At 61.1% G+C, this 14782-nt stretch carries 13 protein-coding genes; 9 read left to right on the forward strand and 4 right to left on the reverse strand.

The features are described 5' to 3' along the window. The first annotated feature begins 48 nt into the window (after nucleotides 1-48). Nucleotides 49-873, forward strand: a complete 825-nt coding sequence (locus KHO31_RS33915; protein ID WP_201077448.1) for an AraC family transcriptional regulator — start codon at nucleotides 49-51, stop codon at nucleotides 871-873. A 314-nt stretch (nucleotides 874-1187) separates the two neighbouring features. Here KHO31_RS33915 and KHO31_RS33920 read toward each other — a convergent pair whose 3' ends face one another. The 3 genes from KHO31_RS33920 to KHO31_RS33930 all read right to left on the reverse strand — a co-directional run bounded on the left by KHO31_RS33920 (nucleotide 1188) and on the right by KHO31_RS33930 (nucleotide 3660). Further along, a complete protein-coding gene (locus tag KHO31_RS33920) occupies nucleotides 1188-1694 on the reverse strand; it encodes a metal-dependent hydrolase (protein WP_201077450.1) in 507 nt (168 codons plus the stop codon). Nucleotides 1695-1860: 166 nt separating this feature from the next. Further along, nucleotides 1861-2214, reverse strand: a complete 354-nt coding sequence (locus KHO31_RS33925) for a sugar ABC transporter ATPase (RefSeq protein WP_201077452.1) — start codon at nucleotides 2212-2214, stop codon at nucleotides 1861-1863. A 294-nt stretch (nucleotides 2215-2508) separates the two neighbouring features. After that, the gene (locus tag KHO31_RS33930; protein ID WP_201077454.1) at nucleotides 2509-3660 is read right to left on the reverse strand and encodes a porin; all 1152 of its coding nucleotides are present in this window, start codon (nucleotides 3658-3660) and stop codon (nucleotides 2509-2511) included. Nucleotides 3661-4287: 627 nt separating this feature from the next. Between KHO31_RS33930 and KHO31_RS33935 the strand changes: the two genes are divergently transcribed. Continuing rightward, complete coding sequence (locus KHO31_RS33935; protein ID WP_201077456.1) at nucleotides 4288-4860, forward strand: hypothetical protein; 573 nt, start codon at nucleotides 4288-4290, stop codon at nucleotides 4858-4860. Nucleotides 4861-5051: 191 nt separating this feature from the next. After that, nucleotides 5052-7007 carry a PhoX family protein gene (locus KHO31_RS33940; protein WP_201084983.1) on the forward strand — a complete coding sequence of 652 codons (1956 nt, stop codon included), beginning with the start codon at nucleotides 5052-5054 and terminating at the stop codon, nucleotides 7005-7007. A 30-nt stretch (nucleotides 7008-7037) separates the two neighbouring features. Here the strand turns inward: KHO31_RS33940 and KHO31_RS33945 are convergent, their stop codons facing one another. Further along, complete coding sequence (locus tag KHO31_RS33945; protein WP_201077742.1) at nucleotides 7038-7472, reverse strand: hypothetical protein; 435 nt, start codon at nucleotides 7470-7472, stop codon at nucleotides 7038-7040. Nucleotides 7473-7712: 240 nt separating this feature from the next. Between KHO31_RS33945 and KHO31_RS33950 the strand changes: the two genes are divergently transcribed. The 6 genes from KHO31_RS33950 to ggt all read left to right on the forward strand — a co-directional run bounded on the left by KHO31_RS33950 (nucleotide 7713) and on the right by ggt (nucleotide 14659). After that, nucleotides 7713-8408: a CDP-alcohol phosphatidyltransferase family protein gene (locus KHO31_RS33950; protein ID WP_201077460.1), complete on the forward strand. Its 696-nt coding sequence runs from the start codon at nucleotides 7713-7715 to the stop codon at nucleotides 8406-8408. Further along, nucleotides 8405-9226, forward strand: coding sequence for a HalD/BesD family halogenase (locus KHO31_RS33955; protein WP_211625354.1), 822 nt, complete (start codon nucleotides 8405-8407; stop codon nucleotides 9224-9226). Before KHO31_RS33950 ends, KHO31_RS33955 begins: the two co-directional genes overlap by 4 nt. Then, nucleotides 9223-10242 (forward strand): flippase-like domain-containing protein, encoded by a 1020-nt coding sequence (locus tag KHO31_RS33960; RefSeq protein ID WP_211625356.1) that lies wholly within the window; start codon nucleotides 9223-9225, stop codon nucleotides 10240-10242. The genes KHO31_RS33955 and KHO31_RS33960 overlap by 4 nt, the downstream gene beginning before the upstream one ends. A 27-nt stretch (nucleotides 10243-10269) precedes the next feature. After that, nucleotides 10270-11034 carry a phosphocholine cytidylyltransferase family protein gene (locus tag KHO31_RS33965; protein ID WP_201084984.1) on the forward strand — a complete coding sequence of 255 codons (765 nt, stop codon included), beginning with the start codon at nucleotides 10270-10272 and terminating at the stop codon, nucleotides 11032-11034. Between the two features lie 257 nt (nucleotides 11035-11291). Then, the gene (locus KHO31_RS33970; protein ID WP_201077743.1) at nucleotides 11292-12695 is read left to right on the forward strand and encodes an MFS transporter; all 1404 of its coding nucleotides are present in this window, start codon (nucleotides 11292-11294) and stop codon (nucleotides 12693-12695) included. A 230-nt stretch (nucleotides 12696-12925) separates the two neighbouring features. Further along, nucleotides 12926-14659: a gamma-glutamyltransferase gene (ggt, locus tag KHO31_RS33975; protein WP_201077468.1), complete on the forward strand. Its 1734-nt coding sequence runs from the start codon at nucleotides 12926-12928 to the stop codon at nucleotides 14657-14659. Nucleotides 14660-14782 lie beyond the last annotated feature (123 nt).

Below are 14782 nucleotides of genomic sequence, written 5' to 3' on the forward strand. Positions count from 1 at the left end.
CGTGTGTCGCGCAGCGCGGAATGCCCTTTAACTTCTGAGTGGCGAACCATGTCGCGCGGTCGCGTTCACATGCCTCGTTGCGCGATAGCTGGCGTCGAGGCGACGGTGGCGGAGACGGCGCATTCGTTTCCGCGCCATTCGCACGATCGCTTCGGCGTGGGCGTGATCATTGCTGGCGGACACCGATCGTCGAGTGGGCGCGGCGTGGTTGAGGCGCGGGCGAACGACGAGATCATGGTGAATCCAGGGGAGGTGCACGACGGCAGCCCGCTCGACGAGCGCGGACGTGCATGGCGAATGTTGTATTTCGAGCCGCCGATGCTGACCGACGCCGCCACCGAATTGAATGGGGTGGTTGCGCACGAGATTGAACTGACGCAACCGGTGGTCCACGATCCGTTACTGAAGGTGCTATTTGAGCGCCTGTTCGCGGTATCGGTGGAAGCGCAAACTGTGCCGGACGATCTGGTGCGGGAGGAGGCGATGCTTGAGTTGCTTGGGTATCTGCTTCGAACTCACGCGACCACGCACACACGTTCGCGGTTGGCCCATCGGGTGGGCCCGATTGCACGAGCGAGGGTCAGGATCGACGACGATCCTTCGGCACCGCTTACGCTAGCCGATCTTGCTGCCGACGCCGGCATGAGCCGCTTCCAGCTACTGCGAGGCTTTGCGCACGAGATGGGTTTGCCGCCCCACGCATACAGGATGCAGCGCCGAGTGGTACTAGCGAGGCAACTGATCGCGCGGGGTGCCACGTTAGCCGACGCGGCGGCCGCAGCGGGCTTTGCCGACCAGAGCCACATGACCCGAGCATTCGTGCGATTGCTGGGGATTACACCAGCCAACTACGCGTCCGCGACACGACCATAACCCCGCGACGGCGTTGACGAATTACGCATCGGCGCGCGCAGCGCCGCCGGAAGAATGACTGCCTTGTCACTCACGCCGAATGTGCGAGAACACAGATTCCAGATGCACCACTACCGCGACTGTGCGAGGGACCCGCTTAAGAATTGGCGGTTTGAGCTGCTTTCTCTTGCCTACTTCTCTTTGCAGCAGCAAAGAGAAGTAGGTGCCGCCCCGCACAGGGGCGACGCTAATAGACCACTAAGAAAACAAGGAAAGGCCAACCCCGCAGGGCACCCAGAACCAAGCGCCGCGCAGGCACAAAAAAAAGCCAGCCCTCACCCGATTCTCAAAACCCGCAAAACCGAAACCCCATGTAACCAGACATGCTCACCGATAAACCAGGCCGCAACCCACGAAGCCCCAACGACGATCAAATCACAATGCCCACTATTCCAAAGATTCAATGAATGCCGCCCAGCAACCCAGGGCACCCCAAGCGGATTAGGCCAATCGGCCAACAGATGCATCAACCCACCACAAGCGAACCCAAACGCCGGCGCAGCATAAACCGAATGCCCAAGCCAATGATAAGAACCCGCGAGCAACGCGACCCACGCCACCCCCCAATGCGTCAACGTGCGATGCGTGATCCACAGCCTTCGCGCCCGTGACCACCACGCCACCTCCAGCCAGTCCGGCGCCGTACTCCCCGCCACCCCAGCGATGAAACTCAACAACACGCCGATATGAAACGAACCGCCGCCGCCGGTGCGAGCGACAACAGCCGCCGCGATAACGCCGGCTGCAAACCCAGTCGCGTGATGTGCTTTGTTGGATGCCATCAAAACCTCACGACGCAGCGCGCCGGATAAAAGCTAAAGGGCGGCTATGTTCGCAGATGAGCAGATAAAAAATAGCCGACACGCGATATAAAAAATCGCGCATCGGCGTGGCCGTCAGTGTGGTCCTCAGTGTGGGCTTCAACAACGCCGCAGTGTGACCAGAACCTCAGGTCGCGCAGCGCGCAATATCGACGCGCATTTCCGGTTCCGGCGGGTCGTCCGGTGCATTCGCGGGATGCATCACCTTGATGACCGAGCCGGCATTGAACGGTGTCAGCGTAACGAAATACGAGTTGTTCGAATCCGACCCGACAGCGAGCTCGGTCGCGCCGCCTACACTCGACATACGCACGCGTGACAGCTTGCTTTCGAGGCAATCGGCGATATAGGCGGGGGCGCGCTGCGAAGACACGTACATCATCGGCTGGGACGCATCGCGGGCGGGGCTGCTGGGAGAACCGCAGGCAGCAAGAAGGGCGGTGACGGCAGCAACAGGGGCAAGCAGGAGAAGTCTTTTCATGATCCGATCGTCGGCGTCCCCGGTCGTACACGGGAACTTGGGGCGCGGGCGAAGCGCGATGCGATTGAACGCAACGCCATGCTTCGCGACGAAGCCGCCGTTCAACCGCAACGACGTTACGGCAAGGAAGGCAGCCGGTATCAGTATACCCACGGCGCGCTTGCGCCGTCACTATGGCTACGCCGAAACGTAAGAGCGTAAGCCCCATGAAAAAACCCGCGCGTGATCGTGTCACGCACGGGTTCGTCTGCAGAGCGGACCGGTACTCCGCTTTGCAAGTCCCACCGGAAAAACTTAGAAGCGGTGACGCAGGCCGACGGCCGCAGCAACCTGGTTGCCGGTCGACGACGGCGCCAGCGTGTTGATCGCCGCCACGTTCGCGCCAAAGTTGCCGAGTTCGCCCGATGCGTGCTGATACACGCCTTCCACGTACACGTCGGTACGCTTGCTCAGCGAGTAGTCGCCTTGCAGCGACACCGTGTGCCACTTCGGATCGCCCGAGCCGTTCGAACCCGACATCTTGCCGTTGGTGAACGTGTACGAGGCCGCGAGGCTCAAGGCCGGCGTCAGCGCGTACTTGCCGTTCAACTCATAGTTGTCCAGATGCAGGTTCGTGCCTGCCACGCCAGGCAGCGTCACACCGCCGACGTCCACGCCCGTGATGCCGTCCAGTTGCGTATGCGTGTACACGAAGCCGGCCGTTGCCGGACCGTACGTGTAGTTGATACCCGCACCGAACGTGCGTTGCAGGTTCGCCGCGACCGCGGCGGTGCCGTCGCCTTGCGAGACGGCGCCGCCCAGGTTCGAGCTGCCCGAGTTGTTCAGTTGCAGGTAGGCAGCGGCAACGCTCAACGGCCCGTTGTCGTACGAAGCACCGGCGCTCCATGCGCGGTTGTTCGAGAACTGGCCGGCCGAATTGCTGAAGCCATACAAGCCGCCGAATTTGAGGCCCGCATAGTTCGCGCTCGTGTACTTCACGGCGTTCTTGATCGAGAACGAGTTGTCCAGATTGTCGTTATCGAACGGGTGAGCGGCCAGGTTGTTGCCGAAGCCCGCGCCCGCTTCGGACAGCGGGGCGAGGTAGTCGACCACGGAGTCGTATTGACGGCCGAGCGTCAGCGCGCCGTATTGGTCGCTCTGCAGTCCGACGAACGCCTGACGATTGAACATCGTGCCGTTTTCCGAGTCCTGGCCGTTGTTCAGGTTGAAGCCGTTTTCCAACGTGAAGATGGCATGCAGACCGCCGCCAAGGTCTTCATTGCCGCGCAGGCCAAAGTAGGTGTTCGACACCGAACCGCTGCCTTGTTGCCAGTTGCTGTGGCCGCCCTGGTTGTTCGAGTAGACGAGACCGGCGTCCAGCGTGCCGTACAACGTGACGCTGCTTTGTGCGTGAGCGGTGATGGCGAACGCGCCCATGAGGCCTGCTGCGATGAGGGTTTTTTTCATGTTTAGATAACTCCGGGACAGTGCGTAGAGAATCGCATTCCAGTGCTTACAGCCGATTCCGCCGGCTGCCTGACGATCCGCTGCGAAGTGTATGCCGGCTATTTATATCTTTAAGCGCATATGGCACAACAGTGCATTTTCTAATCCGTAATAGCGGATTCGGAGTCGTGTAAGTACGGGTAAATAAAGAAAAAAATATTTGTGTGCGATGACGCTGTAACTATTCGTCAAATTGTGGGTGTTGCTCGGTCGCGACGCTCCGGCTGGGTCATATCCGGTAAGGGTTTGAGCGTATCGCTGGGGTGGACTTCGATTCATTCTGTTTTCTGCAACGCACTCTTCCAATTCATGGGGTCTATCTCGGCTAATTACGGTTCTACAATTCGTTTTACCCTTTGACCAGGGGTGTCTTTTTCATCTTTCTATACGCGGCTTTCGGGCCGCGTTTTTTTAATTTTTTATAATCGACTTATAAGTTCCCGCGAATAAGGAAATGCACTGTTTCGATTGGCGAGAAGCTTGTCCTGCCTTGTCCGTTCGTCAGGGGGCCGCGTCCGGCGTGTGCGGGACGGGTAGAATCGCAGGCCTGAGATGTGTTTCCGCCCCGCGAACGTGAGTAAACCTGTAATGACCGATACCCCCCTTCCATCGTCCAACACCGCTGCTGACTCCACGACGGAAGGTGCGTCCAACATCCACGAAACCCCGCCCGAGCACCTGGAAGAAGCGCAGCCCGAAACGCTGCACGAACCGCGTCTGTGGCGCGACGACGGCTGGACCGCGCGCGTCATCAAGAACGAAGACGATGAAGGCTGGGCCGTCGAAATGATCAAGGACGGCGAAGCGGAACCGGCGCTCGTCGGCCCGTGGACAATGGGCCGCAACAAGAAAGATCCCAAGCCGCTCGACACATCGGCGTTCAACACGCTGGTGAAAACCGCGTCTGAAGTGCTGCGCCGCCATGAGCAGCAACTGCGCGCCCAATTGCATAAAGAAGTGCGCGTGGCCAGCGCGGACGGCAATGACGAACTCGACATCACACTCGACATCGTTCCTGACGAAATCGAACCGTACGCGCTGCTGACCGCGCTCGACACCTTCGGCGAACAACTCGCGCAAGTGCAGGTCGCGCCGAACTTCAAGCTGAGCAAGGCGAGCGCTGCTGCATGGGTCGAAAACGAATTCCGCCGCCCGGGCTAGACGGGTGATGTCAGGGCAAAGCTAACGAACGGCCAAACTAAGGCATTACTAAAGCCTGTCAAGTTACTTTCACATTCGTTTCATAGAATCCTCGCGTCATAGCGGCGCGAGCGTGAACCATGCGGTTTGGGGTCTGAGTGCGTGCCGGCTGTGCATTCACCCACGCTACCCAAACTCTGGATCACGACAACATGGCAGAGCCGTTCGACCTTTCCCGCCGCAAGGCCCTGAAACTACTCGCCGGTGCGCCGATGCTGCCGTTAGGCGGCCTTGCAACGGCGTCGATGCTGACCGCGTGCGGCGGCGGAGGCGACGAACTGACGATTCCGGTCAAACCGGTGGCGAGCTTCGTCTCGGCGGCATTCGGCGGCATGGCCGCGCCGACGCTGGCAGATCCCGCCGCGATGGCGAAAACTACGGTCGGCTCAACCCTCTCAGTGCAACTGAGCGACGGTAGCAGCCGCACCTTCAAGCTCGCTTACCAGCCGTTTTTCGTCACCGGCGACACGGTGCCGAACATCAAGGGCGGCACGATCCTGGCTGGTGGTTATTTCGACATCAACAATCAGCCGATCATCGATCAGTCCGTTGCGGGTAAGGAGCGCCAGTTCTACTCGGATTGTCCGGACGGCAGCTCGCTGATCCGCCTCGACAAGCCTACGGTCAAGGGACTCAAGGGCAATGCGGTATTCGCCGTCGTGCAGTTCGAGTACACGACCCGCGATCAGAGTCTGAAGTCGATGTATGGCCAGTTGCCTTCGCCGATCGCCGTGCTCACGCTCGATCAGGACCCGGCTACCGGCAAGCTCACGCTAGTGGGCTACCACAACGTCGATACGTCGAAGGCGCATGGTTTGTGGATTACCTGCGGCGCGAGCCTGTCGCCGTGGAATACGCATCTGTCGAGCGAAGAGTACGAGCCGGACGCCACGACGATCGCGACCAATAGCCAGTTCAAAGGGTTCAGCCGCAGTCTGTTCGGCAACGAAACCACCGCCAACCCCTATCACTATGGACATCTGCCGGAAGTGAGCGTCAATCCCGACGGCACCGGCACGATCAAAAAGCACTACGGCCTCGGCCGCATTTCGCACGAACTGATTCAGGTGATGCCGGACAGGCGCACCGTGCTGATGGGCGACGACGCGACCAACGGCGGCCTCTTCATGTTCATCGCCGATCGCGAAGCCGATCTGTCGGCGGGCACGTTGTATGTGGCGAAGTGGACGCAGGTGTCGGCGGGCGGCGCGGGCGCGGCGACGCTTTCCTGGATCAATCTGGGCCACGCGACCAGTGACGAAATCGAGGCGCTCGCCAACCAGCTGCGCGCGAGCGACATCATGGACGTCGCGACCAAAGACCCGGCCGATCCGACCTACACCAGGATCAACTACAACGGCACCTTCAACTGGGTGCGCATCAAGCCGGGCATGACCCGTGCGGCGACTTTCCTGGAGACGCATCGCTACGCTGCTTTGGCGGGCGGCAGCATGGGTTTCACGAAGCTCGAAGGCACGACGGTGAATGCCCGGGACAAGGTGCTGTATTCGGCGATGTCACGCATCGAGAAATCGATGGTGCGCGGTAATGCCGCGTCGACCGATGTCGCCGTCGACAAGACGATCAGCGCCGGAGCGGTCTACGCGCTGAACATGAAGGGTGGCCAGCGCGACCGCAGCGGCGGCGCGATCAACAGCGAGTGGGTGCCGGTGGACATGGCCGCGCCCGCGGCACTGGTCGGCGAGGATCTGTCGTCCGCCGACGCGCTCGGCAACACCGCGAACCCGGAACGCATTGCGAATCCGGACAACCTGAAGTTCTCGGAGAAACTGCGCACGCTCTTCATCGGCGAGGACAGCGGCATGCACGTCAACAATTTCCTGTGGGCGTACAACGTCGATACGAAGACGCTCGCACGCGTGTTGTCGTGCCCGGCGGGCGCCGAGTCGACAGGTTTGCACGCGGTCGACGAAATCAACGGCTGGACTTACGTGATGAGCAACTTCCAGCACGTCGGCGATTGGGAAAGTCCGTTGCACGATAAGGTCCAATCGACGCTCGATCCGCTCGTGCGGGCGAACTATAAGGATCGCTTCGGCGCGACGGTGGGCTATCTGACGGCGGACCCGGCGGGCATCAAGCTGTAGGGGAGGCGTGGGGCGGCGTAACCCGCCGCCTCAACTCCGCTTGCAGAAAATCGCCGTCACGAGCGGCGCCACTCGATGCACGATCGCCGTGCTGCCGGCCTCGGCGATGGCGTTCTGGACCTTGGATTCGCCGCCGAACACCACGACACCGTAGGCCGAGCGGGCCACCGGTTCACCGTCGCCGACACGAAACATCGGATCGTCTTTTTCGTAGCCGACCACCGCGAAAACGTGAAAGCCGAATGCGGTCAGGTCGGCGCCCTGCGCCGGCGAGAATGCATTGATCGAATTGCTTTCGACGCGTGTCGGCTTGGGATCGATCATCTGCTGCTTGGCGAGATCGGCAATGAACTGATGGCCGCTCTCATTGCAGGTCAGCGGCGCATCGAGGGCAGCGGCGTAACTGGTAAGCGGCAGCGTGGCGGCGGCCAGCGCAAGGAGTACAGACGAAAAGAAGCGTTTCATATACGTGAATGACGACCCGCGTTCGATGTAGTGAGTTCGCAACGGGCGGCGGCCAGATGTCGCAACCCGAAAGACGTTGCGCATCGAAGTGATCCGGCGTGGCAGACGCAACAGGATTCGCACTTTAACGTGATTCGGCAAATCTTGCCTTGCGCCCGACGCGCAACGGTAACGAATGGTCCTTAAGAAAACGTTAAGGAAAGAAGCAAGCTTTCACGATCCCGTATATATTTCCGGGTTATGAATTCGCGACCATCAATTCCAATTAACGTTCCAGCCCCCAGAACATGGGATGCGAGGCTTGCCCGCCGACTAGTCACGCCGCTCGTCAACACCTGGGTCACGCCGAATCATCTGACCACGCTGCGCCTGCTGATCGGGCTCGCCGGCGCGCTGTGCCTCGCCTACGGCGGTTTTGCCTGGACCAACTCGGGCGCCTTTCTGATCGTGCTGTCGAACTTTGTCGACCATACAGATGGTGAGCTCGCGCGCATTGGCGGAAAGTCGAGCCGGATCGGTCACTTTTACGATCTCGCTTGTGACGCGCTCGTGACAGTTATGTTGTTCGTCGGCATGGGTGTCGGTACGGCGCATGTCGGCTCGCTGAAAGTTTCACCCGGCTGGCTGGGTGCTGTGGCGGGTGTTGCGGTTGCGCTGATCTTCTTCCTGCGCATGCGCATCGAGGAGATGGCGGGCAAAGACGGCACGAAGCAGGCATCGGTCGGCGGTTTCGAAACCGAAGACGTGTTGTATCTGCTGCCCATCGTCACGCTGACGAGCGCCGTCATGCCGTTCGTCCTGGTTGCGTCGATCGGCGCGCCGCTCTTTGCCGCCTGGGTTGTGATCGATTACTGGCGCCTCTCGCGCCGCGCCGCACGCTCGGCGCTCGCCCCCGCCAAGGCGTCTGAAACCAGTCAAATGTGGGCCAGTAAATGAGTACGCACGCCGAAGACGACGTGATCGCATCAGTCTCAATTGAAGGTTCGCCGGCCTCTTCGTCGGCCGCGCCGGCACCGAATGCCGATCGCGCCGTTGTGAGCCGCACGCGCACGTTCGACACACGGCGTCTCTCGAGAGATTTCGCCGATCAGGATGCGTTCCTGTACCTGGAAGACTTCCTCGCGCCCGAAGTCACCGCCCAGCTCGTCCAGAGCGCGCGGGGTCTCCTCGATGAAGTGAACCGCAACTATCTGCCCGGTCACAAGCAGGGTGGCAGCGTGAGCCGTCATACGATTGACCGCCTCGCGCCGTTTATCGCCGAGCTGTATCGCTCGAAGGAACTGATCGGCTGGCTCGAGCAACTGAGCGGCGACAAGCTGCAAGTGTCGCCCGCGGACGACCCGCATGCCTATGCGCTGTACTACTACACGCGGGCCGGCGACCACATCGGCTGGCACTACGACACTTCGTACTATGACGGCCGCCGCTACACGCTGCTGCTCGGCGTAATTGACGAATCGTCATGCCGGCTCGACTACGAATTGCATACGCGCAATGCGGACGTGCCGGACCAGCCGGGCTCGGTGCAAATTCCGCCGGGCGGGCTGGTGTTCTTCGACGGCGACAAGCTGCGTCATCGCATCACCCCGGCCGGCGCAAACGAAATGCGCGTGTCGCTGACTTTCGAATATGTTACCGACCCGAACATGCGGCCGTGGCGCCGTTTCATCTCGAACATGAAGGACGCGATTGCGTACTTCGGTTTCCGCCAGGTTTTCCGTCAGATGACGAAGCGCGGCAAGGACCACGCATGACACGTGCGGCCCTGATTCTGCTGTCGATCGGGACGGCGCTTTTTGTCGGCCTGCTCGCGTGGCAGGGGTTCGACTCCGTTGCCTCGGCACTGGCCGCGGCAGGCTGGGGGCTCGTGCTTGTCGCGGCGTTCCACCTCGTGCCGCTGGTGCTCGACGCCGGCGCGATTTCGGTGCTGTTCCAGCGCCATCGCGGAGGCGTGCATCACGACGTGACGCTGCGCGACGCGCTGTTCGCGCGCTGGATCGGCGAATCGGTGAATAGCCTGTTGCCGGCCGGCCAGATCGGCGGCCCGGTGGTGATGGTGCGGCAACTATCGCAGCGCGGCATGCGCATGCGCGACGCGGCCGCCGCCATTACCGTCAGCACCACGGCGCAGGCGCTCGCGCAAATCGTCTTCGCGCTGCTCGGGCTGCTGCTGTTCGGTGCTTACGCGGCGCACGGCGCGCTGCACGATCTGCGAATCGCCACGCTCATTGCCACCGGCGTGCTGGGTGCGCTGATCGCGGGTTTCTATTACGCGCAGCGGCGCGGCCTGTTCGGCCGTTTGCTGGGCGTGGTCTCGAAGGTGTTCGGCAAGCGCGACTGGTCGTCGCTGATGACGCGCGCCGAAGCCGTCGACGCCGCCGTGCAGGCGATGTACCGCGAGCGTAGCCGCGTCGCGACAAGTTTCGCCCTGAGTCTGGTGGGCTGGATCGTCGGCACGGTCGAGGTGTGGCTCGCGCTGCGTTTTCTCGGCCATCCGGTCGACTGGGTCGATGCACTCCTGCTCGAAAGTCTCGGGCAGGCGATTCGTGGTGCGGCATTCATGATCCCGGGCTCGCTCGGCGTACAGGAAGGCGGTTATCTGCTGCTCGCGCCGCTCGTGGGCTTGCCGCCGGATGCGGCGCTGGCGTTGTCGCTCGCCAAGCGCGCACGCGAAATCCTGCTGGCCTTGCCGGGCCTTCTGGTTTTGCACTTCAGCGAACGAAGCTGGCAACGGCGGCGCGCCACGGCGCGCGTGCCGGTTGTCGATTAATCCCCGTATTTTTTCAAAGGACCGCGCATGCGTGCCATCATCCTCGCAGCGGGCCTCGGCCTGCGTCTCCAGCAACCGCCGCAGGCACAGTTCCCGAAGTGCCTGTTGCAGTTCGACGGCATGAGCCTGCTCGAACGGCATCTGCAAATGCTTGAATCCGCCGGCGTGACCGATGTCGTGCTGGCGCTCGGTTTCCAGCCGGAATCGGTGCTGGCGGAACTGGAGCGGATCAACTGGCCGCATAAGGTGGAAACCGTCCTGAACCCGCGTTACGACCTGGGCAGCGTGCTGACGGTGCACACGGTGGCCGAGCCGCTGACGCGTGGCGGCGACGTGCTGCTGATGGACGCCGACGTGCTTTACGACGAGCGCATTCTGAGCGCGCTCGTAGCGGGCGAGACGGTCAACCGTCTGTTGATCGACCGTGATTTCGAAGCCGGCGACGAGCCTGTCAAGCTGTGCCTGAAAGGGGGCGTGCCGGTCGAACTGCGCAAGCAACTCGCCGTCAATCTCGAGTACGACACGATCGGCGAATCGGTGGGCTTCTTCCGCTTCCGCCAGGACACCGCGCGACGTTTCACGCAGATCGTTGCGGGCTACGTGGATAGCGGCCGGGCCAACATGCCGCACGAAGAAGCGGTGCGCGACCTGCTGCTGGAGCGCAGCCAGGTGTTCGACACGGCGGACGTGACCGGCTCGCCGTGGATCGAGATCGACTTCCCGAACGACGTCGCACGCGCAGGCACCGAGATTCTGCCGCAGCTGCAACCGCTGGTCAGTGCTTCGCGTTAAGCCTCGCCCCTGAATTGCTGCCGTATTGCATGGTGGGCCGGCTATATGCCGGCTCATTATCGCGTCGATTTTCCTCTTCTGTTTCACTCCTGTTATTCGTAGTCTGTGCTGCCTCGTTGCGCGCTCAACGATTGGGCGCCGGATAGCGACGCGTCACTATCCGAGTACGAAAAGGCCTCGCTTAGCAACATCTGTTGTCGTTGCGGTGCGATAATTAACGCTTTACACCGGCGGCCTTGCAACCCGTCGTCATGCCAATGCCTCTCGCTTTAGGCACTTTCATCGTTCCGCTGATCGTCGCGTGTGCGATGTTCATGGAAAACGTGGACGGCACGGTCATCGTGACGTCGCTGCCCGTTCTGGCGCGCGATCTCGGCCAGGATCCCATCACCCTCAAGCTCGCCGTGACGGCTTACGTCATCGGCCTCGGCGTCTTCATTCCAATTTGCGGCTGGGTCGCCGACCGCTTTGGCTCGCGCACGGTGTTTCGCACGGCGATCGGCATCTTCATGGCCGGCTCGTTGATGTGCGCGGCGTCTACTTCGCTCGGCACCTTTGTGGTTGCGCGCTTCGTGCAAGGTATCGGCGGCGCGATGATGGTGCCGGTGGGACGCATCATCATTTTTCGCTCGGTGCCCAAATCGGATTTCATCCGCGCGGTCAATTATCTGACGGTGCCCGCGCTGCTCGGGCCGGTAGTGGGACCGCCGCTCGGTGGCTTCATTACGACGTATCTGCACTGGCGTCTGATTTTCTTCATCAACATTCCAATTGGCCTGCTGGGCATCTGGCTGGCGAACAAGCACATCGCCAACGTGCGCGAAGCGCATCCCGGCAGGCTCGATTGGACCGGCTTCGTGTTGTCGGCGAGCGGGGCGTCGTTGTTCATGCTGGGGCTCTCGCTGGTCGGCGGCGAACTGGTGTCGAACATGGTATCGGTCAGCATGTGCGTGATCGGCGTGGTACTGCTGGTGATTTACGTGCTGTACGCGAACCGTGTCGAGTTGCCGGTGCTCGATCTGCGCCTGTTGCGCATTCCGAGTTTTCACGCGAGCGTGATAGGTGGTTCGCTGTTTCGCATCGGGCTCGGCGCGGTGCCGTTTCTGTTGCCACTCGCGTTGCAGGAAGGACTGGGCATGACGGCGTTCAAGTCGGGGTCGATCACCTGCGCGTCCGCGTTCGGCTCGATCTTCATGAAGGCGGCCGCGTCGCGCATTCTCGGCCGTTTCGGTTTCCGCACGGTGCTGATGTTCAACGCCGTCTGCGCGGGGCTGGCCATTGCGGTCTACGGTCTGTTCTTTCCTGGCACGCCGCATTGGCTGATCTGGTGTGTGGTGCTGTTCGGCGGCTTCTTTCCGTCGTTGCAGTTCACCTCGTTGAATACCTTGGCGTATGCGGATATTCCCAGCCGCGACGTTGGCCGTGCGACGAGTGTTGCGAGTGTGATCCAGCAGATTTCCTTGGGGCTCGGCGTGACGATCGCCGGTATCGTGCTGCAAATCTCGCATAACGTGCAGGGTCATTCGACTATCGTGTTCTCCGATTTCTGGCCGGCGTTTCTGGTGGTCGGGCTGTTCTCGTTCCTGTCGATTCCGGTGACCGCGCGCTTACCGCAAGGCGCCGGTGATGAAATTGCACGCGGCAGCAGAGGGAGCGCGTGAGCGTTTGGCTCGCGGACACGCCGCTTGGCGGTGTGGCGCGTCGACTGTATTTGCTGCGGATTTAAACGCGTTGCTGGCGGGGATTTTCATCGTTATTTAGCGAGGTATTTTTGTGTGCTGCAGCATGCGCCCTATGCGTGCAACGGCTTCGCAAATACCGAAGTGGCATGTTATAAGCCCAAGACAGCTTTCGTTATCGTCAGATGAAAAGTCGTCTTGGAGGATATGCAATGAAGTTGTTTCACAACGCCAAATCGTCCGTTAGCGGACTTGCGTTTGTCGCACTTGTCTCTGTTTCAACCGGCTTTCTCGAAACCACTCCGGCCTTTGCAAAAGCGCCCGCGAAAGCGCAGCCGGCGATTCTCACGGCGTCCGCCATTGCGGCCGCCGACAAGTACAGCGCCGACGCCGCGGAACAGATCTTCAAGGAGGGCGGCAACGCCGTCGACGCGGCCGTCGCGATTGCCTTCACGCTGGCCGTGACGTATCCGGAAGCGGGCAATATCGGCGGCGGCGGATTCATGACGCTGTATGTCGATGGCAAGCCGTACTTCCTCGACTACCGCGAGCGTGCGCCACTGGCCGCGACAAAGAACATGTATCTCGACGACAAGGGCGAGGTCATCAAAGACATGAGCCTGTTCGGCTATCGCGCGGTGGGCGTGCCGGGCACTGTCGACGGCATGTGGCAGGCGCAGCGCCGCTTCGGCAAGCTCAAGTGGAAGCAGGTACTCGCACCGGCCATTCACTACGCGCGCGACGGCTTCGAAGTCAGCGAGCAATTGCAGCAACGCCGCGACGACGCCGCGAAAGACTTTGCCGGTAAGACCAACTTCGACACCTACTTCGGCAACTTGAAGCAGGGCGTCAACTTCAAGCAACCGGATCTCGCCGCCGTGCTGCAGCGCATTTCGGATCAGGGTGCGAAAGACTTCTACTCGGGCAAGACGGCCGATCTGATCGCGGCGTCCATGCGCGGTCACGGTCTGATTACGAAGGCCGACCTGCAACAGTACAAAGCGGTGTGGCGTCAGCCGATTCAGGCGAATTGGAACGGCTATCGCGTGATTACCGCACCGCCTCCGAGCTCGGGCGGTATCGGTCTCGTGCAGTTGCTGAAGATGAAAGAAGATCTCGCACCCGACTTCAAGGGCGTCGCGCTCAATTCGCCACAGTACGTGCATCTGATCGCTGAAATCGAAAAACGTGTGTTCGCCGATCGCGCGCAGTATCTCGGCGATCCGGATTTCTACAAGGTGCCGGTCGCGCAATTGACCGACGACGCTTACATCGCCAAGCGCGCCGCCGAGGTCAATCCGGGTGCGCCTTCGGATACGAAGAGCATTCAGGCAGGTCTTGGCACGTCGATGCCGGAGAAAGCGGAAACCACGCACTTCTCTGTGATCGACAAGTGGGGTAACGCCGTGTCGAACACGTACACCATCAACGGCTACTTTGGCTCGGGCGTGGTGGCGGATCGTACCGGCATCGTGCTGAACGACGAGATGGACGACTTCTCCGCGAAGCCGGGCGTTGCGAACCAGTTTGGCGTGGTGGGCGCCGACGCGAATTCGATCGAGCCGAAGAAGCGCCCGTTGTCGTCGATGACCCCGACGATTCTGACCAAGGACGGCAAGGTGTCGCTCGTGATCGGTACGCCAGGCGGCTCACGCATCTTCACGTCGATCTTCCAGGTGATCAACAACATTTACGACTTCAACATGCCATTGCAGGAAGCCGTGGGCGCGATGCGCTTCCATCATCAGCTGTTGCCGCCGAACACGATCTTCTGGGAGCCGTACAAGCCAATCGACGGCGAACTTGCCAAGCAGATCGAAGCCAAGGGTTACAAGCTGGAGGGGCAGGATTTCAGCGGCGACATCCAGGCGATCAAGGTCAATGGCGATACGCCGGAAGCAGCGGCCGATCCGCGCGGCCGCGGTGTCACGCGGGTGATCCAGTGAGCGTTTGACTGGAATCGTTCAGGTGCATCTGGGCGGCGCAACTTTATGGATGCGCCGCTGGCAGAAGAAAGGCCTCGCACTCGATTGAGTGTGAGGCCTTTTTTATCTGCGAGATTAATAGCG

Origin of the sequence: Paraburkholderia domus (genome assembly GCF_905220705.1) — a bacterium.
Classification (GTDB): Bacteria; Pseudomonadota; Gammaproteobacteria; order Burkholderiales; family Burkholderiaceae; genus Paraburkholderia; species Paraburkholderia domus.